The organism is Pseudomonas sp. KH_050 (genome assembly GCF_057838875.1).
This window is the reverse complement of record NZ_CM174478.1, coordinates 3,090,354-3,112,682: the sequence shown is the minus strand read 5'-3', so window position 1 is coordinate 3,112,682 and position 22,329 is coordinate 3,090,354. Positions and strand designations below refer to the sequence as shown.

Here is a 22,329-nt window from a genome sequence, read left to right as displayed (position 1 = left end):
AGAACGAGGCAGCGTCCGAGGACGGAGTCCTCGTAAAAGCTGTGCTCGCGGTTTATCTGAAACACCGAAGTGCAGGGTCTTACGGCTGCTTCGCCGCCGGACGCTGCCTCGTTCTACTCGACAGCTGCTACGCCCTGCCAAGCATCAAAAAATGTGTTGGGCTAAGGGCAGCCGGTCCCCCGTTGCGTTGACCAGTTGCGTGCGGTACCGGCAATGATGCCCGCCAGTTGTCCGATGGCCTGCTGATGGGCCAGCACCACATCCTGCACTCCGGGGCCGGCGGGTTGGCGGATGATGCTACTGCACGTCAGGCTCCGGGATTTTTCGCCAGCGCCGCGCAGGCTGATGCTCCAGACCGTATCGATCAAGGCGTACTGGCCCGGCAACGAGTCGAAACGCCGGACGTCGGTTTGCAGCGAAAGCACTTCGCGGCCGGGAATCCTGGGTAAGCCCGCCAGATCGCGGATACCCAGCTTGAGCTCCATCTGGCTGGCCAGGGCGTCATGAAATTCGTCGGCCAGCGGGGCGCTCCAGCGTTCGGTTTCGAGGATCGCCAAGGCGCCGCTGCCCTGGCGGATCACCACCTGCGGCTGGTCGACCTGGACCGGGATGCGCACCGGCAACATCTCGAACTGGAAGGCAGGCACGGCCACATGGGGGCGCGCAGCGGTGTCCGTCGCGGTCGGCACCAGGGTGTAGTAATGGGTCGGCGCAGAGGTGCAGGCGCTCAGGCCCAGGGTGGCGAAAATGGCCAGGGAGCGAATAGTCATGGGGTTCATTCCTGGTCAATGTCTCGAGAGGATGAAGACGATGATTTATATCCATCGGGCTTGTTGTCTTTGATCCGTCCGCGAATCAGCGCCTCGGGATGCCGGCTAAGGAAATCGGTCAGCACCCGCACCGAACGCGCGGTACGCTGGACCTCATCCATCGCCTGACTAAATTGCTGGCGTTGCGGTGACTCCTCGGAAAAGCTGTCATTGGCCGAGGCCACGGTTTTCTTGGCTTGCACCAGGGTATCGCGCATTTGCGGCAGCACTTCGCCATTGACCTGCTTGAAAGTCTTCTGCAGGTCGCCGAGGGTGCCATTGAGGTTGGCGGCAATCTGGTCGATCGGCAGCTTGCTGATCTTGTCGACGACGGTTTGCAGTTGCTCCTGCAGTTTATCCAGGCTGCCCGGTATCGTCGGAATTTCCACGGGTCGCGCCGCCACGTCGAAGTTCACCGGTGTGGCATCCGGGACAAAATCCAGGGCGATGTAGAGTTGGCCGGTGATCAGGTTGCCGGTCCTGGCCTGGGCTCTGAGCCCCCGCGCGACGAACTGACCCATTACCTGGACAGCCAGGGCTTCGTCGTTGACGTCCCGGTTCTTCACCATTTTTTCATGGGCCTTACCCAGCCTGCTGGGATAAATCACGGCGCCAACGATGGTGGGGAAACTCTTCTTGACCTCGTCATAGTCCAGGTCAACCGATACCACCCGCCCCAGGTTCACTCCGTGAAATTCCACTGGCGCGTTGATCACCAGACCCCGCAAGGGCTGATCGAAGCGCATGCGGATGTAGCGTGGCTCGCCATCGGCCGGAGCCATGGCGGTTTGCTGGTCGTTGAACAGGTTGAACCGGGTGTTTTCTTCTGCGATCACCGGATTGGGGCTGTACTTGGGTTCCACGAAAGCGATCCCGCCGGCCAGAATCGATGCCAGCGACTCGGTGTTCACTTTCAGGCCGTCGGCGGCCAGGCTGACATCCACCCCGCTGGCGTTCCAGAATCGGCTATCGCGGGTCACGAACCGGTCGTTCGGGGCATGGATGAAGATCTGCACTTCGACGCTTTTGCCGTCATCCGCGAGCTGATAGGACACCACTTCACCGACCGGAATACGCCGATAGTAGACGCTCGAGCCGATATCCAGCGAGCCAAGATCGTCGGTTTTCAAGGTGTATCGAGTGCCTTGCTCACCGTAGATAATCGAAGGCGGAGTTTCGAGTCCGACAAACTTTTTCTGGATTTTTTTCGACTCGCTGGCATCGGCACCGATAAAGGACCCGGACAATAGCGTATCAATCCCCGAGATGCCCTGGGCACCGATACGCGGCCGCACGACCCAGAATCGCGTATCTTCAGTGGCAAAGGATTTGGCAAAACCCTCGAGGTCGATGGTCACGTCGACCTGGCTCTGGTCCTCGCGCAAGGTAATCGTGGTCACCTTGCCGATGACCACGTTCTTGTATTTGACCTGGGTCTTGTTTGCCACCAGCCCTTCGGCCGTCAGGAAACTCACGGTAATCTGTGGTCCGGCCGTTCTGGCGTTATGGATCACCATGGACAACCCGACCAGGGCCGCGACAATCGGCACCAGCCACACCAGGGACACATTGAAACGTCGACGCTTGACCTCGGGAGTACCTGGAGCCGGCGCGGCGGTGGAACTTGGATGATCAGGCATTTTCAACCTCTGCGTCCCAGATTAGCCGGGGATCAAAACTCATGGCGGCGAACATCGTCATAACCACCACCAAACCGAAAAACAGGATACCGATCCGCGGATCGATGGTACTGAGGGATTTGAATTGCACCAGGGCGGCGATCACGGCCACCACCAGCACGTCGAGCATCGACCAGTAACCGATCACTTCGATCAGGCGATAGAGTTTGGCCCGCTCGCGCATCGCCCACAGACTGCGACGCTGGCAGCTGATCAGCAGCGTGCCGAGCACCAGGAATTTCATGCAGGGCACTGCCACGCTGGCAATGAAAATCACCAGCGCCAGGTCCCACTCCCCTGCGTTCCAGAACTCGACGATCCCGCTGAAGATGGTGTTTTCGCTGCCGCTGCCAAAGATGTCGGTATACATCACCGGCAGTACGTTGGCCGGGATGTAGAAGACCAGGCTGGCCAGCAAAAATGCCCAGGTACGCGAAATGCTATTGGGTTTGCGTCGATGCAGGGGTGATTCGCAACGGGAACAACTCGGGTCCGCCGCCGGGCAGGCCTGGCCGCAGGTATGGCACAAGGTCAGATTCAACTGGCTGGCATAGGGCGGCATGTTCATCGAATGACGTCCTCCAGGTCCTTCCACAGCCTGCGGATGCCTTTACCGGAAATCAGGATGATCAGCACGGTGAGCATGGCCAGCGCCCACAATCCCGTTCCCGGATGCACATCGAGCATGCCCGCCAGCTTGATGATGGCCACCAGAATGCCCAGCAAACACACTTCGAGCATGCTCCAGGGTCGCAAGTGCTCCAGGGTCCGCATGCAGTTCTTGAAGCCGGGAGCCGCGCGCTTGGCCAGGGCAAAGCCGAGCACCCAGCACGACAGGCAGATTTGCAGGAATGGCGCGAGGATGATCGCCAATCCCGTCACCGCCGCTATCACGCTGATCTCTCCTTGCGCCAGGGCTTGCACCGACTGCCACAGTGTCGCCTGATTACTCAGGCCTTGCAGGCTGATGGTCATGATCGGGAACGCGTTGGCGAACACAAACAACAGCGCGGCGCTGATGGACAGTGCCAGCAATTGTTGAACGCTGAACGACTCCGCGCGGTCCAGAATGGCCGCGCAACGAATGCAACGAGCCGTCTGGCCCTTGGCCAGAGGGACTGCCTGGTACACCGAGTCGCAGTGCTCGCAGATGATCCAGGCTGGAGAAGAGGTCATAGGCTCGATTGAGTCATAAGGAAGATCCGTTTCTCGGGACTGGAGACTATTGTCTGATTCCAGGGGCGATTTACTCTTTGGAGTCTAGTGCGGGTCAGCCTTAACGCCAGTCAGTCCGGGAACAGGATCATCCACCCGGCAAGAGCTAAATTCTTGAACCACACTTATCGTCCCAGGCAGACGCCCTCTCATGGAGCCGATAATGAGTCAAAGCCGGCGAACAGGCTCAATCAGACGCCAAACCTCGGCCGCGATTCGGCGGCGCGCTCCCAGGGTTATCAACGCCTGAACAACTACCAACGCTCCTCGCAGACAATGAACCGATCCTTTGGCGGTGGCGGAGGTCGCCGTCGTTAAGTCAACAGCGCGTTGCTCTTGGGCGAAGGCCGCGCAATAGCCTCCAACGGCGCAACTGGCCGTAACCGGACAACAGGGAGATCGTCATGTTGAGTTTTATCAGAACCACGGTGGCGCAAGGCCTGCTGTTCATCCTGCCACTGATGCTGATTGTCATCCTGATGGAGAAAGCCGTTCACTTGTTGCGCGAGCCGATCCGCAAGCTGTTGCCGATGTTGACTAACCACAGCTTTGCCGGCATTACCCGGTTTACGCTGGTGGCCTTGATTGCGGTGGTGCTCATCTGCTTTTTCGCCGGTCTGCTGGCGAAAACCGCGCCCGCGGCCAGGCTGGCGCATTCACTGGAAGAGAACGTGCTTGGCAAGGTTCCGGGCTATGAACTGCTCAAAGATGCGGCGCAGCGTTTCACTGGCCTGGAGCACGCCGAGGGGACGCAGGTCGGCTTGATCAACGAAGATGACGCCTGGCTGTTTTGCCTGGTGCTGGAAACCAGGGACGCCTGGCTGTCGATCTACATCCCGGGTGGCGGTCCGGCGGGCGGCTCGTCGGGTGAAGTACGGGTGGTGCCGGCGTCGCAGATTCGCCTGATCGGGCTGGCCTGGCTGCCGGTGCTGGCCTGCCTGCGCCGTGACGGACGCGGGGCACTGGAACTCGCCAGCCCATGGTTGCGGAAGCCTTGAACAGGCAAACCGGGTGGTCTGCGTAAACAGACGCTCGAAGGCCTCTTCGATGCGGACCATCCGGGAATATGAGTCCGCCGAATGGTCGGTTGAACCGGCGGTTATGCGTCTATCGTTGTAAGTCCGCGCTCTTTTCAGTGGGTGGACTCAGATGGAAAAGACAACCCGAAAATTGCTGGGTTTTCCTGCAACCTGCATGACCGTCGCAAGCCTGGCATTGCTCGCCGGATTGAACACACCCTTGGTAGCACACGCAGATGAGGCCAATGCCAAGAGCCTGCTCAAGAACATGTCCGACTATTTGTCAGCGCAAAAAAACCTATCGTTCACCTACGACACCAACCTTGAAGTGATCACCCAGGATCAGCAGAAACTGGCGCTGGCAAGCTCCGGCACGGTCATCCTCAACCGGCCGGACAAAATCCGCACCACTCACTCCGGCGGATTCGCCGATGTCGAAATGCTGTTCGATGGAAAAAACCTGACCCTGCTCGGCAAAAACGCCAACCTCTATACGCAGATTGCGGTGCCCGGGACCATCGACCATCTGGTCAATGAGATCAGGGACAAATACAACCGGCCCCTGCCTGCTGCCGACCTGCTGGTGTCGAACGTTCAGGATGAATTGATGGACGGTGTGATCGACATCAAGGATTTGGGCAGCGGGGTCATCGGCGGGGTCGAATGCGACCACCTGGCGTTTCGGACCAAGGAAGTCGATTGGCAGATATGGATCGCCCAGGGCAGCCGCCCCTACCCTTGCCGATATGTGATTACCTCCAAACAAGTCTCCGGTGGGCCGCAATACAGCATCCAGATAAGGGATTGGAAAAGCGGCGCTGAAGTCGCGCCCAACGATTTCGTTTTCAACAACTCGACGAGCGCCAAGAAAATCGATGTGAAAGACCTGCCCAATACCGATGACTTGCCGGAAATTTTTGTCAGAGGAGACACCCAATGAACCTGCTGATGAAATCTGCCGGTTTCCTGCTGGCCGGGTTCGTCCTGCTGTGTGCTCTGGAAGTCGGAGAAACTTTGTCGATACCAGGCATTCACAGCTTTGTTCCTGATGCCGAGGCCCGTGTCGGCCGACCGCTCACCCCGGTGAGTGTCGCCGGAGTCGCAAGACGCACCGTGCGCCGTTGCGCGGTGGGGGTTTACAACTGCTAGCAGTCTGTCGGCATTGCGGTTGGCATGACACGCCTGCCGCAATGCTGTCTTTATTCGAGGATTTGACTCAGATTAGTCCGACAGCGCTTCGGCCTGCGGCTGTACTCGACTTTTTGTCGCTGGCGTGGAAATACGCCTCAAAGGAACTCCAATTTGATCGATTGCAAATACCTGCACGGCATCAGCGCAGGCAGTCTTGAATGATCCTCATGCTGTTGCCCCAGTCCGACTACGACCCCACCGAAAGCAGCGTACCCTGGCAGGCATTGCGCCAGGCTGGCATCGAAGTGCGCTTCGCCACTCCCCACGGCCTGCCCGCGTATGCGGATTCGCGTCTGGTATCCATTGGCTTTGGACCTTTGAACCCGTTGCTGATGACCCGTGGCACCGATCTGGAACACTACCAGGACATGATCGACGACCAGGCATTCCGTAAGCCCATGGCCTACTCCGATGTCGACCCCGTTCAATTCGAAGGACTGCTGATTCCCGGCGGCCATGCCGTTGGCATGCGCAGCTTGCTGGAGTCCGAGCAGGCGCAGCGGATCGCCCTGCACTTCTTCCAGACGCAGAAACCGGTCGCCGCGGTCTGTCACGGGGTGCTACTGCTTGCCCGCACCCTGGAGCCTGATACCGGCCGCTCGGTAGTGCACGGGCGCAAGGTCACGGCGCTGCTGGAAAGTATGGAGTTGCTGGCCTGGGCGCTGACCGCGCCCTTGCTCGGTCGCTACTACCGCACCTACCCGCGAACGGTCGAGGAGGAAGTTCGAGCCGCCCTGGCCAGTCCGGGCGACTTTTTGTCGGGGCCGCTCCTGCCTTTACGCGACTCGGCTGCCAACCCGCAACGCGGTTTCGTGGTCCGCGATGGCAATCTTTTGACCGCGCGCTGGCCGGGTGACTGTCACCGCTTTGCCGCTGAATGGGTGGCGATGATATGAATCTTCCAACCCGATGCCTTGCCATCCTGGCAACCTCCCTCTGCGCTTCGCTGGCCAGTGGCGAAGCCCGTCAGCCCGATCTGACGGGGCGTCTCGACGGGGTAATCGAGCGCGCCGTCGCCGAACAGCGAATTGTCGGCACGGTGGTGATCGTCGTTCGCGATGGTCAGCTGGTTTACCATCGGGCCGCCGGTTTCGCCGATCGCGAGGCGGCCAGGCCGATGACCCAGGACACGATTTTCCGCCTCGCGTCCGTGACCAAGCCGGTAATCTCGGCTGCAACCATGCGCCTGGCCGAGCAAGGGCGGTTGTCTCTGGATGATCGAGTCAGCCGCTGGCTGCCGGAGTTTCGACCCAGGCTGGCCGACGGCAGCGAACCGCACATCAGCATCCGCCAGCTGCTCAACCATACCGCGGGCCTGAGTTATGGTTTGCTGGAACCCGAGCACGGGCCTTATCGCAGCGCGGGCGTCTCGGATGGGCTGGCGGAACCGGGCCTCAGCCTTGAGGAAAATCTCAAGCGCATTGCCAGCGTGCCACTGAGTTATCCGCCGGGCACCCGGTGGCGTTACTCCATGGCCACCGATGTGCTGGGCGCAGTGCTGCAGAAAGTCACAGGGCAAAGCTTGCCGGTGTTGGTCGAAGAGTTGGTCACCGGACCGGCCGGCATGAGCGATACAGCGTTCTCGGTGCGCGACGTCAATCGCCTGTCGGCGGTGTACAGCGACGGCAACCCAGTGCCGCTGCGAATGGCCGATGAGGGCGTGATCAAATCCGGCGAAAGCAGCACGCTTTTTTCCTTGAAACGGATTCTCGACCCTCAGGCCTACCCGTCAGGCGGTGCCGGCATGGCAGGGACCGCCGGCGATTTCAGCCGTTTTCTGGAAATCCTGCGCCAGGGCGGCGGGTCTATCCTTTCGACCCGCAGCGTACAGGCGATGATGACCGATCAGGTCGGACCCCAGGCGCAGACCCAAGGTCCGGGTTGGGGCTTCGGTTACGGCTGGGCGGTGCTGGACGATCCGGCGCTGACAAAAACCCCACAGACCAAAGGCACGATTCAGTGGGGCGGCGCCTATGGTCACAGCTGGTTTGTCGATCCGCAGGCGAAGCTGACCGTGGTGGCCCTGACCAATACCGCCTTCGAAGGCATGTCCGGGGCGTTTACGCGGGACATTCGAGATGCGGTTTATCCGGCGCAATGAGGGCTGGGCGATTTCAAGACGAGCATCGCACCCACAGGGTTATGTGTTCGGCGTAGCTACTGTTTACTGACTGACCACCAGCGCGGCAGTAGTTGCTGAACCCTGGCTTCGGCAAAACGATCATCGATCAACATCACCACACCACGGTCTTGCTGGGTGCGGATCACCCTGCCAGCGGCCTGCACCACCTTCTGCACGCCGGGAAACAGATAGGTGTAGTCGTAACCGGCACCGAAGATCGCAGCCATGCGCTGTTTCAACTGCTCGTTGACCGGGTTCAACTGGGCCAGCCCCAGGGTGGCGATAAAGGCGCCGATCAAGCGTGCGCCCGGCAAGTCGATGCCTTCACCAAAGGCTCCGCCAAGCACCGCAAAGCCGACCCCCTGGCTGCTGCTGGTAAATTGCTCGAGAAAGGCCTGACGCTGCCCTTCGTCCATGCCGCGCGACTGTGACCAGAGCTTGATATGCGGGTATTTCTCGGCCAGCAACTGCGCCACCTGCTGCAAATAATCGAAGCTGCTGAAGAACGCCAGGTAGTTGCCCGGACGCTGTTCAAACTGCGAGGCGATCAATTCGACGATGGGCGCCAGCGATGCCTGTCTATGCACAAAACGGGTGGAGATCCGGCTGACGATATGCACATCCAGCTGGTCAGCGGTGAACGGTGATTCGACATCCACCCAGACGGTGTCAGTCGGCAACCCCAGTAAGTCCCCGTAGTAGTGCCGGGGGCTCAGGGTCGCGGAAAACAGCACGCTACTGCGAGCCGCCGCCAGCCTGGGGCGGATGAAACCGGCAGGCACCACGTTGCGCAGGCACAGCTGCGACACACTGCGCCTGGTGCAGAGCTCTCGCTTGCTGACATCGAACAGGAACTGCTCATCGAACAGCTCGGCGACCCGGGAAAACTGCAGCGCCTCGAAATAGAAACCCTGCAACGCACTGTCCAGCCCCTGGGGATGGTCGTTGAGGTAGTCACCGAAGGCGGCGATGCACATCGACAGCGCCTGCAGCAGTTTTTCCGGAGCGCGGGCGTAGGCCTGGTACGGATGGATCTGCTCTTTGTGCAGGGCATTCCATTCACGGTTCAAACGCTGCAAGGACTTCTTCAACGGATCCGGCGCAGTGTGACGCACACCGTTCAAGGTTGATTGATCAAGGCTTGCGCTGTACATCTGCCGACCGCGTTCGACCAGGTTGTGAGCCTCGTCGACCAGCACCGCGACCCGCCACTGGTTGAGTTGCGCAAGCCCGAACAGCAAGGCGCTGAAGTCGAAATAGTAGTTGTAGTCGGCAACCACCACATCGGCCCAGCGGGCCATTTCCTGGCTCAGGTAATAGGGACAGACTTCATGCCTGAGCGCGATCTCTCGCAGACTGCCTTGATCCCAGACCTTTACCTGCGTGGCCTCCTGCCGGGCTGCCGGCAGACGATCGTAAAAACCCTTGGCCAAGGGACAGGATTCTCCGTGACAAGCTTTGTCCATGTGTTCGCAGGCCTTGTCCCGCGCCACCAGTTCGAGCACCCGCAACGGCAGCTGCGGCGCGCTGTCGTGGATCACCCGGGCGGCATCGAGCGCGAGTTGCCGGCCCGGGGTCTTGGCAGTGAGGAAAAACACCTTGTCCAGTTGCTGCGGTGCCAGCGCCTTGAGCATCGGAAACAGCGTACCCACGGTCTTGCCAATGCCGGTCGGCGCCTGGGCCACCAGGCAGCGGCCGGTACTCACCGCCTTGAACACCGATTCCGCCAGGTGACGCTGGCCCGGTCGAAAGTCGGCGTGGGGAAAACGCAACAGCTGCGCCGCCTCATTACGCGCCTCGCGATGGGCCATTTCCTGCTCGGCCCACTGTAAAAACAAGCTGCAGTGGCGATTGAAGAACAGCTCCAGATCAGCGGCGCTCCAGGCTTCCACCAGCCGGGTTTCCCTTTCGCTGACGATATCGAAGTACACCAGTGCCAGGCTGATCCCGGGCAGCTGCAATTGCTGGCACATCAACCAGCCATAGATTTTCGCCTGGGCCCAGTGCAGCTGACGATGATTGGCCGGCATGGCGTTCAGGTCGCCGCGATGGGTTTTCACCTCTTCAAGCTGGTTCTGGCCGGGGTCATAGCCGTCCGCCCTGCCCCTGACCCGCAATTGCCGGTACTGGCCCTCGAGCGGAAATTCGGTTTGATAACCCTGGTTGCGCCGCGAGGCAACGGTGCGGTGGCCGACGATACCTTCCAGCGCCGTGGGCGACGGGGTGAAGCGCAGGTCAAGATCGCCGACCTTGGCGGTGAACTCGCACAAGGCACGTACCGCGATGCTGTAGCTCACGCGCCCTGCTCCACCCATTGCACATAACAGACGGCAATCGGCATCTGATGCTCCTGACAAAACTCCAGCCAGCGCTGCTGGTTGTCCTGCAGGCGGTCCCCCGGGCCTTTGACTTCGATCATGCGGTAGGTTTTCTGCTGCGGCCAGAACTGGATCAGATCCGGCATGCCGGAGCGGTTGGCCCTGATATCCAGCAGCAAGCGATTGAACCAGTGCTTGAGGTGATCGGCCGGCAGGCAGTGGAGGGCCTGTTCGAGCAAATCATCGGTCAAGGCGCCCCAGAACACGAAAGGCGACTGCACGCCCCACTTGGCCACGTAACGCTGGCGGATGGTCTCGATGTAGCGCCCGTCGTCCAGTTCTGCCAGGCAGGCCTGGAACAGCTCGGCGCGCCGCGAATGGAAGTCTTCGTTGAACAGGTCGGCCGGTCCTCGCTGAAACGGGTGAAAAAACGCCCCGGGCAACGGTGCAAAGATCGCCGGCCAGCAGAGCAGCCCGAACAGCGAGTTGATCAGGCTGTTCTCGACATAGTGCACTGGGGCCTGGGCGTCATCCAGATGGGCCTGGACATGCAGCTCGACCGATAACGCTGGATCGGTTCTTGGCAGGTTGAGATCCAGGCGCACCCTATCCCGCACTACCGTTCGAGGCATGGCCGGGCCACCGAGCTTGCGCCGCAGCCTTGGCAGAACGCGCAGTAGTTGCTGTTGCTCGGCGGCGCTTTGCGGAAACTGTTCGGCATGGCTGGCCAGTTCCATTGCCAGCGGATACTCGCCGCCGCGCTCAAGCACACGGATCAGCCGCAGCCTGGCGCCGGGATAAGCGCAGGTGCGGTAGATGGCCAGGGCAGACGGCAAGTCGTCGACTCGCTCACAGTGCTGACCGATCTGAAACAACAGCCTGGCGCGACGTCGTTCAAGCCAGGGGTTGTCGGTCTGCAGGGCATTGATCTGCAATAGCACCTCGTTCAATGGCTCGCCGGCCTCGAAGCGTTCCTGAGAGTGCTGCAGGTACAGAAAACCATCCACGTCTTCCCGGCTGCGCAAACCCCGGGACTCGGCGCAAAACCCGACTTTTTCGTAGGTAAAGACACCCAGGTCCGCCAGCACGAATTCCGACCAGTCCTGGTAGAGATTGCCAAAGAACATCAGCCGCAGCCGGTCACACAGGTCCATGATGGTCAGGGTAAACAGCCGGTCGTCCAGCGTCGGACACCATTGCTTGAAGGTTTGCGTTTCGCTGAACTGCCCGATCAGGCAAGCAAGCCATTCGGTTTTTTTTGCCTTGGGCGAATCAATGGCGGTGGTAAACCGCTGGAGTATTTCCGGCTTGCGCAGCACATCGCACAGCTCTTCGACGCTCAGTAACGCCTGCTCATCCACCCAACCCAGCTGCAGCAAGGGTTCGACCGCAGGCCCAACCTCGCCGATCTCCTGGTAGCGCAGTTTGCCGGCACGAAACCGCAGCCCCTTGCGCATCACCATTCGGACCAGCAATGCCTGGGAGGCTTGGGGTAGATGCCTGAAGTCGAGCATGAACTGCTGCTCTTGTGCGCTCAGCATATCGGCACAGCGTTGCTCAAGCCAATCAAGCACTTGCACGAAGTTGTTGAGGTAATAGAGCGGATTGTCGAGCGGGTTGGAAGTCACGGATCTAGCGCGCCACGGTAGCTGGATACTGGTTATGCGTACAGATAGCAGCTCAACCCCCGCGCTTGCAAACGCTATTGGATAAGCGGCTGGATCAGCGGATTTTTTCTTCCGGGTAGAGAACTTTTCGTTCGGCTGACTACACAAAAGGCCACTAGCCTTTTATTTGTGACTCCCTTCAGCCGAAGTGGTCGGCTGATCTTAAAACGAGAGTTTTGTCCATGAACATCAAAATACTGGGTTTTCCCCTCGCGGTAACAGCGCTTCTGGTATTGGGCGGGTGCGCTTCACCGACAATAGTGACGATGCAGGACGGCACTCAGTACCTGACCAAAGATTCGCCGAAAACCAAGACCCAGGACGGCTTCTACGAATTCGAAGACATTTCCGGCAGGAAGATCAAGGTAAGGGCGGATGATGTCGCCACTGTCCTCGAGGAAGACTGAAGCCTGACTGCGCACCTGCGTAGCAGCTGGCGAAGCCTGCGTCCGGCCGCGCAGCTAACGTCAACGAAACGGTGGCCATGCGGATCATGATAATCCCTACGGGTGGATGATTGGCCAGCGGTTATTGCATGAAGCTTTCCATGAACCCGGCGACCCGGCTGGCAAGTTGGCGCCGCCACGGCGCAGTCCCGGGATTGGCCAGAGTCCGGTCTTCATGGATGAAGCTGCGGATGATCGCGCTGTAACCGAGCCAGCGGAAGGGTTCCGGTTCCCAGGCCTTCAGCGCTTCGAGGCCACCCTGCTGGATCACCCAGGGTTGGCGTACTCGCTCGGAGTCGCGTTCGAGGATCAGCTCGGCCAGGGTGCGCCCGCCAAGATTGCTCGCGCCCACGCCCTCGCCGCCGTAACCGCCGGACAAGGCGATGCCGGCGCTGCGATCACAGAGCATGTGCGGCTTGAAGCGTCGGGACATGCCCAGGTTGCCGCCCCAGGCGTGGGTGATCCTGACGTTCTTGAGTTGCGGGAAGAGTTCGCCGAACAGGTAACGGCGCAGTTCGACTTCGTCGCGGGTCAGGTCAAAGTCGTGGCGCAGTTTCCCGCCGAACTGATAGCCCCCGCGGGCACCGAACACCAGACGGTTGTCGGCGCTACGTTGGCCATAGGTGACTTGCCGGCTGCTTTCACTGAAGGCCTGGCCCCGACTCAAGCCAATCTCGTCCCAGGTTGCGGCGGACAATGGTTCGGTCGCCACCAGCAGACTCTGCACCGGCATTTGATAGCGCCCCAACGGTGCCAGCGTCACGGCATAGCCCTCCACTGCCGGCACTATCCAATGGCTGCGAACCTGGGCCTTGGCGGTGCGCAGGCCACCGGCCTGCCAATGGTAGACCGGGCTGTTCTCGAAGATCTTCACTCCCATGCGCTCGACCGCCAAGGCCAGGCCCCGCACCAGCCTGGCCGGCTGGATGGTTGCGCAGTGCGGTGCATAGATACCGCCATAAGGCTTGGCGACGCGGATCTGCTGCGCCAGTTGCTCGGGGCTCAGCCAGCGATAGTCCGCCTCGTTGAGACCCTGGCTGTAGAGTTTGTCGAGGTAGCGGCGCAGGCTGGTTTCCTGCTCGGGATAACGCGCCGCGCAATACAACACCCCGCCCTTGCGGTAATCGCAGTCGATGCCTTCGCGCTCAAGAACGGTCCCTACTTCATCAGGGATGCTGTGCAGCAGATCGAAAGAAGCGCGACGCTGCTCGGCAGGCAGGTCGGCGAGCAAGCGGTCCTCGCCCGACAGATTGCCCATCAGCCAGCCGCCATTGCGTCCGGACGCGCCAAATCCAGCGGTCTGCGCTTCAACGATGGCGATGTTCAACTCCGGCGCCAGACGCTTGAGGTAGTAGGCGGTCCAGAGCCCGGTGTAGCCGGCGCCGATGATTGCCACGTCGACATCCAGGTCCTGCTCCAGTGACGGCCGTGCAACCAGGGGCTCGTCGAGCTGATCCATCCACAAACTGATAGTGCGCCACGCCGGCATGCAAGACTCCGCCACCCAAACCAGATGGCTGCGATCCTAGTGCATGGGCTCAGTGGCTGTCTTGCGCGCGTGCACGCAAAGAAATTTGTTTGACGTAGGCTTTGGGGGACATACCAGTTTGCTGACGGAAACAGCTATAGAACGCCGACAGCGAATTGAACCCGGCGGCGAACGCCAGCTCGTCGATTCGCAGCGGCGGCGTGGCCTTGTCCAGTGCCGCCAGCAAATGTTGCAGCCGGGCCTGATTGACATAGCGATAGAAGCTTTGCCCCAGCACTTGATTGAGCAAGTAGGAGATCTGATTGCGGCTGTACCCGCACTCCTTCGCGACGCGCTGCAGATCAAGCTCCGGGGCCAGGTAGGGTTGCTGGCGCTGGAAATACTGTTGCAGGTCCTGCGCCATGAAACTCAACTGGCGCGGCGAAAGCCCAAGCCGGCTGACCGCCGGGCGCAGGCTGCCAGCGGTCTTGCCGGGTGGCTGTTCATGCACCAGCGAGGCGTATTCGTTGACGCGCCAGATCAATCCGTCGCGCACCGTGATCGCCTCGCTGGCACGAAACGACACCAGCCCCTGGCCGCCACGCAAAGTCACGCGGTACTGAATGAATGCGGTATCACCATCCAGACGGATACGATCGGAGTGCTCAAGCGCTTCATCCGGATCGCGCGGCATGCTGCTGCGCACATACTCACGCAGCTCATCCAGACCCAGAACGCGGTTCTGAAAGAAGTCGTGGTACTGGATCTGCGGGTGATACAGCGCCATGACCCCATCCAGGTCACGGTGTTTCCAGCACAGGTGATAGCGCAGGACGGTTTCGCCGGTGACCTGGGTCTGCAGCAGGCCATCATCATGGGCAGGCATAAAACACTCGATGACAGAAAAACAGAGCTTGCCGAACTTCAGGCCGGGCTTCAATGACCAACTCACGGCCCGTGAATAACGACATTGGGCTTATTACCTGCTCAAACATGACTTGCGTCATAGTTTTCCAAGACAATCGCCAAACGGCCTGAAAAAACCCTTTCGCCTATTCCCAGTGATGCTATTTTTAAAGGCTCTACAGGATTGACCAGTGAAGGTCCTTCCGTTCCTACCGCGAGCTTATGGAAGTGCTCAATGAACAAGGTGGGCAACACATGAACAAAGTCTTTTCCAAGGTCACCTTTCCCAATGCCTGCCAGCTCATGCGCTGGCATTTTCATCCAATGGGCTTCGAGGCCAGCATGGACGCACCCGGCAGCATGATTGCCCGGCTGTTCGATCGCGCCAGCGGCGAAACCATGATTGCCATTGCCGGTATCCCTTGCGCCACGGTAATGAATGCCACCGATGTCGAACGAATAATCGAAGCGGTAGAAGACGAGCTTGAATCCTTTATCCTCCCCATGGGTTTGAGAAGTTACGGTTAACCATTGAAATCCTGACAAAAAGCCCACATCTGTGGGCTTTTTGCTGGGTGAGGAATATACCCGGAAGTGTTTGGCGCATGCCATATTGCCAAGATCGCAGCCTTCGGCAGCTCCTACAGCGCCTGAACCTTCATCCCCCGCTGATCGGCGAAGAACGCCTTGTCTTTGGCAATCCGGTCGGAGGCCTTTGGAACATTGGCCGCCTGAGCATCCTGACCATCGACATACCAATAGCAATGCTTGACCGCGCGGGTGATGCCAACGTACGCCAGGCGCAGGATTTCATCTTTCTGGGCGCTGTCATAAGGCTCTGCATCGCCATCCCTGGCCAGCCCGGCCATTCGATAGACCTGGTTCTTGTAAGGTGAGCTGGTCAAATGCTGACAGTCGCCCAACAGGAATACCGCATCGGCCTGCAAACCTTTGGAGCTGTGGTAAGTCAGCTGTTTCAGTCGTCGCTCTTCGATCGGCAACCTGGAATCAACATTAATTACAGACTGAATATGCTCTTCTATCAATAGCTTATCGCTGCTCTTTCGAAACAACATCAAGATTGAATCACCGTTCCGGTAATGCTCGATCAGGCGCTTGGCCAGTCCATGGTCGTCCCGATCCATGACATTGACCGGCAGCAACGCTTTGGCTTCGCCACTGGCCCTGGCCTTCTTCCCGGCGATCGCCGGCGCCGCGCGGACGATGTGCTCTGCCGCATCGATAATGTGCTGATGGCTGCGATAGTTGTCACTGAGCATGACCCGGGTGGTACTGGGAGACGGGAACTCCTTGTTGAATTCCATGAAGTACTTCGGCGAACTGCCGCGCCAGCCATAGATCGATTGCCAGTCATCGCCAACGCACAGCAACGATGAGCGCTGGGCGCCCCGGCTGACATGCATGGCCGGGCCACGGCTGCGGATTTCCCGCAGGCTGGCGCGTATCCAGGAGACTATTTGTGGCGAAACGTCCTGGAACTCGTCGATCATCAAGTGCGACAACGGCCTGAGCAGCTGATCACTCAACAATTTTAGATTTTCCGGCGAATGCTCACTAAATAAAGCGAACATGCGGTTGTAGGTCATGATCGGCGGCGATTGATCGAGCAAATGATCTTCCAGCGCACGCCAGAACAGGCTCAAGGCTTCGAAGAAGTAACGATCAGGATCGTCCTTGGCAAAACTCATCTGGCCGACGGCGGCGGGTACATCCAGCCCCAGGTTCTCGATAAAACTGGCGGCGCCGACAAAACAATCCAGCAGCGGCGCGGAACTCAGCTCGCCCTTGACCTTGTAATCGAAGCCGGGACCGGCGCTGGCATCCCCCGCCAAAGACGCTACAACCCGCTTCGCCGAGTCATAACTATCGAGCCAAATCAATGGTTTGCGACAGAAAGCTTGAAACAGGGTGCGCTTCACCGCCCACTCCGCGCGGACCGACAACTTCGCTCCCGGCCGGCAGATCTGCGCATTTTCCCGGGGATCGAAACCCAGTACCACCCAGGCATCCAGCTCGGCAATGTAGCCGTGGCAATGGAACGAGGAGCCATTGATCTCGAACGTCTGGCGATTGGGCTCGATGCCCTTGATGGGCCAGGCGCCGGCGCGAAACCACAAGTCTTCGAGGGTGTCACAGAGCTCTTCGTCGCGCTTGGCCGCAAGCTCGGTCACCGCCATGCGCTTTTGCACGTCCGGGTGATCTCGCTCCAGCTCCTTGAGTTGCAAGGCGTGTCGAGCTAGCGGCTTGATCAGTTCGCGGAAACGTTCATCGCGGCTGTGCAACCCGTGAAAACAGGCATTCAGTTGCTGACGCTGGGTGTCATTGATGCGCAGATCGAACGGATTGCTGTCAGCGCCTTCATCACCTTGCGGGGAACGGGCGTTGAGATTCTCGAAGGCCTGCAACTGAGCAAAACCTGGCAGGCTGCGGACCATTGGCAGGATTCTGGAGTGGAAGGTGCGCACCACGTCCCGAGCATCCTTGAGGCTGAGTGTGTGCCCCCACAGGGCGAGCATCTCCACCAGCTTATTAATGAAGTCCTTGCGCGACTCGCGGGTGAAGGTCACCACGGTCAACGAATCCAGTTCAAACCCCAGGTAATGGGTTAGCAACAGAATGCGCAGCACCAGCGAGGTCGACTTGCCCGCCCCCGCGCCGGCAATCACCGAAGTCGAGGGTGTATCACTGAAGATCATCTTCCACTGCGCCGCACTGGGCTGCGCCTGCGCCGGCAGCAATCGGGCGACATCGGCCTTGATGCGTTTTTTCAGTTCAGCGCTGAGCGGCAGGCGCCAGTCGTCGAACAGGTTGTCATCAATACCCGGCGCCCGGTGCTCGGTGCAGCGCGTGTCACGAATCAGCAGGACCTGACGCCCTTCCTCGATGCCTTCGAGCCTGCCCTCTTTATAACCGTAATCCACGCCGGCGCTATGCCCGCTGCGAAAGCCGTCAGCCTGGCCATGCAACCAGGAAGCGCGGTGTTGGGCGCGCAAGCGAGTAAGGCCATGGCCGAAGAACCGGGCGGCCAGCCGCTTGAGCAGCGGCATTTCGGCCAGTGGTAGCAGCTCCGGGGGAATATCGGGGGTGTGTTGCGGCACGCTGACTCCAGGGTGTGAGGCTGTTGAGCCTATGGTCGCTGCATTTGCCCCTGACTTCTAGTGAAATGCTTATCTGTCATTGGCTTAAGCGATCAACTGAATGCTGACCGGTAGATATTCGGTGCAAAACCAATCAACTAATTAGATTGGTTTTAGGTATTTTTTCCGCTTTTTATCGATATTGGCTTATTGGATGATGCTCGCCATCAACCACCGGTTATCGTTCTGCGGCGCAAGTGTTCAGCCACATGACGAACCTTTTACAGGAGACGATCATGCTTGAACTCAGACCCTTCAAATCCCTGGGCGGCGCTCACCATGGCTGGCTGGATGCCCATCACCACTTTTCGTTCGCCGAATACCATGACCCCAAACGCATGAACTGGGGCAACCTGCGGGTCTGGAACGATGACGTGATTGCTTCCGGTACCGGCTTCCCGAAACACCCGCACCGTGACATGGAAATCATCACCTACGTTCGCGAAGGTGCAATCACCCATGAAGACAACCTGGGCAACAAGGGCCGTACCGAAGCCGGTGACGTGCAGGTGATGAGTGCCGGCACCGGGATCGCGCACAGTGAGTACAACCTGGAGTCGACCGAGACCAGAATCTTCCAGATCTGGATCATCCCGAATGAGGCCGGCTCGGCGCCCTCCTGGGGGGCCAGGCCGTTTCCCAAGGGGCAGCGCGAAGGTTTCGTGACCTTGGCCAGCGGCAAGACTGGCGACGATCAAAGCCTGCGGATTCGTGCCGATGCGCGGCTGGTGGCGGCCAACCTGAAAGCCGGTGAAAGTGCCGAGTATCGCCTGGACAGTGGTCGTCGGGCGTACCTGGTGCCAGCCACCGGCATCATTGAAGTCAATGGCTTGCGCGCAGAAGCTCGAGACGGAGTTGCGGTGGAGCATGAGCAAGTGTTGCGCGTGACGGCCATCGAGGACAGTGAAATCGTGCTGGTGGATCTGGCTTGATTCGTTAAATGCTGTCTAGTGTCCAGTCCTGAAATAGGTGTAAACCTTATTCAGGACGGGACATCGCCAGGATCGCAGCCTGCGGCAGCTCCTACGCCCTGAAAATAACAGGTGTATGCAAAACCTGTAGGAGCTGGCGAAGGCTGCGATCTTTTAGCGGCCCTCAATCATTTCACAGCAATAGCGCCATCCACCAATACCTGAGCTTCGGCCACCAGCTGTTTGAGATGCTCGTCACCGATAAAGCTTTCAGCGTAGATCTTGTAGATGTCTTCGGTGCCCGAAGGCCGCGCCGCGAACCAGCCGTTCTCGGTCATGACTTTCAGACCACCGATGGCCTGGTCGTTGCCCGGGGCGTGGCTGAGGATGCTCTGGATAGTTTCGCCAGCCAACTGCGTCGACTTGACCTGCTCCGGCGACAGCTTTCCGAGCAAGGCTTTTTGCGCGGGCGTGGCCTTGGCATCGACGCGCACCGCAAAGGGTTCACCCAACTCATCGGTCAGGGCCCGATAGATCTGACCTGGGTCGCGGCCAGTGCGAGCAGTCATTTCCGCCGCCAACAATGCCGGTATCAGGCCGTCCTTGTCGGTGCTCCAGACGCTACCGTCCTGACGCAGGAACGAGGCACCGGCGCTTTCTTCACCGCCAAAGCCCAGAGAACCGTCGAACAGGCCTTCGGCAAACCACTTGAACCCCACCGGCACTTCATACAGCCGGCGGCCCAGACGCTTGGCGACTCGATCGATCAAACCGCTGCTGACCACCGTCTTGCCCACGGCAGCATCGGCACGCCAGTGCGGACGATTCTGGAACAGGTAGTCGATGGACACCGCCAGATAGTTGTTCGGTGCCAGCAAGCCGCCGGACGGGGTAACGATACCGTGGCGATCATGGTCCGGGTCACAGCCGAAGGCGACGTCGAAACGGTCCTTGAGGCCGATCAAGCCTTGCATGGCATAGCTGGAAGACGGGTCCATGCGGATCTGCCCGTCCCAGTCCACGGACATGAAGCGGAACGTCGGATCAACCTGGGTGTTGACCACTTCCAGGTCCAGCCGGTAATGCTCGGCAATCGCCGACCAGTAGCGCACCCCTGCTCCGCCGAGCGGATCGACGCCCAGGCGCAGCCCGGCACCCAAGATGACCTCCATGTCGATCACATTGATCAGGTCGGCAACGTAGGTATTGAGGTAGTCGTGACGATGGGTGGTACTGGCCTTGAGTGCCTGCTCATAGCTGATGCGCTTGACGCCCGCGAGCTTGTTGGCCAGCAGTTCATTGGCCTTGGCTTCGATCCACTTGGTGATGTGGGTGTCGGCCGGCCCGCCATTGGGCGGGTTGTACTTGTAGCCGCCGCTTTGCGGCGGATTATGCGAAGGCGTGATCACGATGCCGTCGGCCAACCCCGAGGTGCGGCCACGGTTGTAGCAAAGAATGGCGTGGGAAATCGCCGGCGTCGGGGTGTATTCGTCGCCCTCGGCGATCATCACCGTCACCCCGTTTGCCGCGAGCACCTCCAGCGCACTGGCACCGGCGGGCGTCGACAGTGCGTGGGTATCGATCCCGACAAACAGTGGACCATCAATGCCCTGAACTTCGCGATACAGGCAGATAGCCTGGCTGATGGCCAGGACATGCCATTCATTGAAGCTCGACTCGAAGGAGCTGCCTCGGTGTCCCGAAGTGCCAAAAGCCACCCGCTGGGTGGAGACTGCTGCATCAGGTTGGCTGGTGTAATAAGCCGTTACCAGTCGCGGGATATCAACCAACAATTCTGCCGGTGCCGGTTTGCCCGCAAAAGGACTGATTGTCATGCAAAACCTCTGGATAAGGGGGTTCAGGGATAGGAAAGCAGTTTACTGGCAGTTTGACCACAGTGCGACGCTATCTATCCCCTTGACAGAATTTGTCAGCTTTACCTACTCGAGCATCTCCAGACGCAAGGCATCCGCCAGACAGCTCAGCGCCGCGTCCAGATCCTGCGTGCCACTGCAGGCGTGACTCAACCTCAGGCTCTGGGAGTGAAGCCCGTCAATGCTGAACAGCTCGCCTGGGGCGACAAGAATCCGCTGCTTGAGCAGACGCTGAAACACCCGGCGCACATCCACCGGGCGCAAGGAACGCACCCAGACCGTGGCGCCACCGGCAGGCAGGATAAACTGCAATGAGTCGGCAAAACGCTCGTGCAGCAGTTGCGTCATGTGTTGCATGCGTTCCTTCAACATACGCCGCAACACCTGCAGGTGTTGATCGAACCGGCCACTGGTATACAGCCGGGCAATGGCCTTCTGGCGGATCGGCGACAAGCGAAAGGAGCGCAAGAGAAAATGCCGCTGCAACTCGGCACTCGAATGACGTGATAGCAGGTACCCGTAAGGTGCCTCCGGACCGATTATTTTCTCGAAGGTGGAGAACACAATCAGTCGTTCGGCGTTGACCAGGTCACGAAAGCGCCATTGGGGTGGTTCAAACGCCAGTTCACCGTAGATGTCGTTCTCCAGCACCCAGCAATCCTGCAACTCCAGCAACTGCGCCACACGACGTCTGTCGCTTGCCGGCATCAGGCTGCCCATCGGCATGCTGACGCCGGAGGACAGCATCACCAGACGCACCGCTTCAGTCTCCAGCAAGTGGCCAAGCGCATCAAGGTCCAGGCAGCCATTGTCTTGCAGTGGCAACTCGATCACTCGCACCCCGGCGGTCTGCAGCAAACGCAAAATTCCCCAGTCACAGGGCGATTCCACCACCACTGTGGCGCTCGCGAGCCCGAACACCGCGATCAGGATCTCCAGTACACCGCGCAGGTCAGCGCCGATGTAGACATCATCGGCATGCCAGCAGCGTACCGGCGACGAGGTGTAACGGGCGGCCAGGGCGGCGCGCAATTCCAACTCGCCACAAGGTTGCGACAGCGACTGCAGCTGGCGTGGATACTGGCGCACCAATTCACGCTCCAACAGCAATAGAGGACTGTCCAGAGAAAGCAGCAAGGCCGGCTCGTCATTGCTCAACACCAACATATCCGCACGCCGGGCACTCACATAGACGGTTTCAAGCAAATCATTGCCGCTGACGTAGGGTCCGCTGGAAGATACCGGCAGCGCATAGTAGCCGGACTTGGCGACCGAATAGACCCTTCCCTCCTTCTCCAGCAATGAATAGGCGTACTGAATAGTCGAGATGGAGACATTCAGCCGCTCCGCCAGATGCCGCAACGAAGGCAACTTGACGCGGGCTTCGGTTCCGACCTCACTGATCAAATTAGTCAGGTAACGATACACAGCCTGGTAAGCGAAGTCGGTCTGTCTGCCTCCTTTCATGGGTGAAGACCAACCTGTGGGGAGCCGCCAGGTACCCGCTGGTGCTGCTCGGGAGCGGAAACTTGCAAGCAGGGAAACA

At 59.6% G+C, this 22,329-nt stretch carries 19 protein-coding genes; 8 read left to right on the top strand and 11 right to left on the bottom strand.

Features of this window, described 5'->3' with window-relative positions; translation table 11 throughout:
* Nucleotides 1-161: 161 nt before the first annotated feature.
* The 4 genes from AC3IUA_RS14350 to AC3IUA_RS14335 are packed head-to-tail and all read right to left on the bottom strand — an operon-like array spanning nucleotide 162 to nucleotide 3,664.
* Nucleotides 162-770 (bottom strand): PqiC family protein, encoded by a 609-nt coding sequence (locus AC3IUA_RS14350; RefSeq protein WP_489361877.1) that lies wholly within the window; start codon nucleotides 768-770, stop codon nucleotides 162-164.
* A 5-nt stretch (nucleotides 771-775) separates the two neighbouring features.
* A complete protein-coding gene (locus tag AC3IUA_RS14345; protein ID WP_489361875.1) occupies nucleotides 776-2,449 on the bottom strand; it encodes a PqiB family protein in 1,674 nt (557 codons plus the stop codon).
* Nucleotides 2,442-3,056 carry a paraquat-inducible protein A gene (locus AC3IUA_RS14340; RefSeq protein ID WP_489361873.1) on the bottom strand — a complete coding sequence of 205 codons (615 nt, stop codon included), beginning with the start codon at nucleotides 3,054-3,056 and terminating at the stop codon, nucleotides 2,442-2,444. Before AC3IUA_RS14340 ends, AC3IUA_RS14345 begins: the two co-directional genes overlap by 8 nt.
* Nucleotides 3,053-3,664 carry a paraquat-inducible protein A gene (locus AC3IUA_RS14335; protein WP_489361871.1) on the bottom strand — a complete coding sequence of 204 codons (612 nt, stop codon included), beginning with the start codon at nucleotides 3,662-3,664 and terminating at the stop codon, nucleotides 3,053-3,055. Before AC3IUA_RS14335 ends, AC3IUA_RS14340 begins: the two co-directional genes overlap by 4 nt.
* Before the next feature lie 443 nt (nucleotides 3,665-4,107).
* Here AC3IUA_RS14335 and AC3IUA_RS14330 point away from each other — a divergent pair, with 443 nt between their 5' ends.
* From AC3IUA_RS14330 to AC3IUA_RS14310, 5 genes are all read left to right on the top strand, one after another.
* Entirely contained in the window at nucleotides 4,108-4,701 is a 594-nt protein-coding gene (locus AC3IUA_RS14330; RefSeq protein ID WP_489361869.1) for a DUF502 domain-containing protein, read from the top strand.
* A gap of 151 nt (nucleotides 4,702-4,852) precedes the next feature.
* Entirely contained in the window at nucleotides 4,853-5,662 is an 810-nt protein-coding gene (locus AC3IUA_RS14325; protein WP_489361867.1) for a DUF2092 domain-containing protein, read from the top strand.
* On the top strand, nucleotides 5,659-5,871 hold the full coding sequence (locus AC3IUA_RS14320; protein ID WP_489361865.1) for a hypothetical protein: 213 nt from the start codon (nucleotides 5,659-5,661) through the stop codon (nucleotides 5,869-5,871). The genes AC3IUA_RS14325 and AC3IUA_RS14320 overlap by 4 nt, the downstream gene beginning before the upstream one ends.
* 200 nt (nucleotides 5,872-6,071) lie before the next feature.
* Nucleotides 6,072-6,809: a type 1 glutamine amidotransferase domain-containing protein gene (locus AC3IUA_RS14315; RefSeq protein WP_489361863.1), complete on the top strand. Its 738-nt coding sequence runs from the start codon at nucleotides 6,072-6,074 to the stop codon at nucleotides 6,807-6,809.
* Nucleotides 6,806-8,014: a serine hydrolase domain-containing protein gene (locus tag AC3IUA_RS14310; RefSeq protein ID WP_489361861.1), complete on the top strand. Its 1,209-nt coding sequence runs from the start codon at nucleotides 6,806-6,808 to the stop codon at nucleotides 8,012-8,014. Before AC3IUA_RS14315 ends, AC3IUA_RS14310 begins: the two co-directional genes overlap by 4 nt.
* 56 nt (nucleotides 8,015-8,070) lie before the next feature.
* Here the strand turns inward: AC3IUA_RS14310 and AC3IUA_RS14305 are convergent, their stop codons facing one another.
* Together AC3IUA_RS14305 and AC3IUA_RS14300 are read right to left on the bottom strand one after the other, a co-directional pair.
* Nucleotides 8,071-10,332, bottom strand: coding sequence for a helicase C-terminal domain-containing protein (locus AC3IUA_RS14305; RefSeq protein ID WP_489361859.1), 2,262 nt, complete (start codon nucleotides 10,330-10,332; stop codon nucleotides 8,071-8,073).
* The gene (locus AC3IUA_RS14300; protein WP_489361857.1) at nucleotides 10,329-11,981 is read right to left on the bottom strand and encodes a VRR-NUC domain-containing protein; all 1,653 of its coding nucleotides are present in this window, start codon (nucleotides 11,979-11,981) and stop codon (nucleotides 10,329-10,331) included. Before AC3IUA_RS14300 ends, AC3IUA_RS14305 begins: the two co-directional genes overlap by 4 nt.
* A 221-nt stretch (nucleotides 11,982-12,202) precedes the next feature.
* Between AC3IUA_RS14300 and AC3IUA_RS14295 the strand changes: the two genes are divergently transcribed.
* Entirely contained in the window at nucleotides 12,203-12,427 is a 225-nt protein-coding gene (locus AC3IUA_RS14295; protein ID WP_489361855.1) for a YgdI/YgdR family lipoprotein, read from the top strand.
* 121 nt (nucleotides 12,428-12,548) lie between these two features.
* Here the strand turns inward: AC3IUA_RS14295 and AC3IUA_RS14290 are convergent, their stop codons facing one another.
* Nucleotides 12,549-13,955: an NAD(P)/FAD-dependent oxidoreductase gene (locus AC3IUA_RS14290; RefSeq protein ID WP_489361853.1), complete on the bottom strand. Its 1,407-nt coding sequence runs from the start codon at nucleotides 13,953-13,955 to the stop codon at nucleotides 12,549-12,551.
* Between the two features lie 49 nt (nucleotides 13,956-14,004).
* Nucleotides 14,005-14,820, bottom strand: coding sequence for a helix-turn-helix transcriptional regulator (locus tag AC3IUA_RS14285; RefSeq protein WP_489361851.1), 816 nt, complete (start codon nucleotides 14,818-14,820; stop codon nucleotides 14,005-14,007).
* 275 nt (nucleotides 14,821-15,095) lie between these two features.
* Here AC3IUA_RS14285 and AC3IUA_RS14280 point away from each other — a divergent pair, with 275 nt between their 5' ends.
* Nucleotides 15,096-15,368 carry a DUF1652 domain-containing protein gene (locus AC3IUA_RS14280; protein ID WP_489361849.1) on the top strand — a complete coding sequence of 91 codons (273 nt, stop codon included), beginning with the start codon at nucleotides 15,096-15,098 and terminating at the stop codon, nucleotides 15,366-15,368.
* A 113-nt stretch (nucleotides 15,369-15,481) separates the two neighbouring features.
* Here AC3IUA_RS14280 and AC3IUA_RS14275 read toward each other — a convergent pair whose 3' ends face one another.
* Entirely contained in the window at nucleotides 15,482-17,959 is a 2,478-nt protein-coding gene (locus tag AC3IUA_RS14275; RefSeq protein WP_489361847.1) for a UvrD-helicase domain-containing protein, read from the bottom strand.
* Nucleotides 17,960-18,234: 275 nt separating this feature from the next.
* On the opposite strand from AC3IUA_RS14275, the gene AC3IUA_RS14270 reads away from it, so the two are divergent.
* Complete coding sequence (locus AC3IUA_RS14270) at nucleotides 18,235-18,930, top strand: pirin family protein (protein WP_489361845.1); 696 nt, start codon at nucleotides 18,235-18,237, stop codon at nucleotides 18,928-18,930.
* Nucleotides 18,931-19,097: 167 nt separating this feature from the next.
* Here the strand turns inward: AC3IUA_RS14270 and pgm are convergent, their stop codons facing one another.
* Nucleotides 19,098-20,744: a phosphoglucomutase (alpha-D-glucose-1,6-bisphosphate-dependent) gene (pgm, locus tag AC3IUA_RS14265; RefSeq protein WP_489361843.1), complete on the bottom strand. Its 1,647-nt coding sequence runs from the start codon at nucleotides 20,742-20,744 to the stop codon at nucleotides 19,098-19,100.
* A gap of 105 nt (nucleotides 20,745-20,849) precedes the next feature.
* Complete coding sequence (locus tag AC3IUA_RS14260) at nucleotides 20,850-22,250, bottom strand: aminotransferase-like domain-containing protein (protein ID WP_489361841.1); 1,401 nt, start codon at nucleotides 22,248-22,250, stop codon at nucleotides 20,850-20,852.
* Nucleotides 22,251-22,329: the final 79 nt, after the last annotated feature.

Excerpts from the sequence above, each read along its gene's own strand:
- AC3IUA_RS14335 (WP_489361871.1), bottom strand. The coding sequence starts at position 3,664 with ATGACCTCTTCTCCAGCCTGGATCATCTGCGAGCACTGCGACTCGGTG.
- pgm (WP_489361843.1), bottom strand. The coding sequence starts at position 20,744 with ATGACAATCAGTCCTTTTGCGGGCAAACCGGCACCGGCAGAATTGTTG.
- AC3IUA_RS14290 (WP_489361853.1), bottom strand. The coding sequence starts at position 13,955 with ATGCCGGCGTGGCGCACTATCAGTTTGTGGATGGATCAGCTCGACGAG.
- AC3IUA_RS14340 (WP_489361873.1), bottom strand. The coding sequence starts at position 3,056 with ATGAACATGCCGCCCTATGCCAGCCAGTTGAATCTGACCTTGTGCCAT.
- AC3IUA_RS14285 (WP_489361851.1), bottom strand. The coding sequence starts at position 14,820 with ATGCCTGCCCATGATGATGGCCTGCTGCAGACCCAGGTCACCGGCGAA.
- AC3IUA_RS14315 (WP_489361863.1), top strand. The coding sequence starts at position 6,072 with ATGATCCTCATGCTGTTGCCCCAGTCCGACTACGACCCCACCGAAAGC.
- AC3IUA_RS14330 (WP_489361869.1), top strand. The coding sequence starts at position 4,108 with ATGTTGAGTTTTATCAGAACCACGGTGGCGCAAGGCCTGCTGTTCATC.
- AC3IUA_RS14295 (WP_489361855.1), top strand. The coding sequence starts at position 12,203 with ATGAACATCAAAATACTGGGTTTTCCCCTCGCGGTAACAGCGCTTCTG.
- AC3IUA_RS14325 (WP_489361867.1), top strand. The coding sequence starts at position 4,853 with ATGGAAAAGACAACCCGAAAATTGCTGGGTTTTCCTGCAACCTGCATG.
- AC3IUA_RS14280 (WP_489361849.1), top strand. The coding sequence starts at position 15,096 with ATGAACAAAGTCTTTTCCAAGGTCACCTTTCCCAATGCCTGCCAGCTC.
- AC3IUA_RS14320 (WP_489361865.1), top strand. The coding sequence starts at position 5,659 with ATGAACCTGCTGATGAAATCTGCCGGTTTCCTGCTGGCCGGGTTCGTC.
- AC3IUA_RS14260 (WP_489361841.1), bottom strand. The coding sequence starts at position 22,250 with ATGAAAGGAGGCAGACAGACCGACTTCGCTTACCAGGCTGTGTATCGT.
- AC3IUA_RS14310 (WP_489361861.1), top strand. The coding sequence starts at position 6,806 with ATGAATCTTCCAACCCGATGCCTTGCCATCCTGGCAACCTCCCTCTGC.
- AC3IUA_RS14270 (WP_489361845.1), top strand. The coding sequence starts at position 18,235 with ATGCTTGAACTCAGACCCTTCAAATCCCTGGGCGGCGCTCACCATGGC.
- AC3IUA_RS14345 (WP_489361875.1), bottom strand. The coding sequence starts at position 2,449 with ATGCCTGATCATCCAAGTTCCACCGCCGCGCCGGCTCCAGGTACTCCC.
- AC3IUA_RS14350 (WP_489361877.1), bottom strand. The coding sequence starts at position 770 with ATGACTATTCGCTCCCTGGCCATTTTCGCCACCCTGGGCCTGAGCGCC.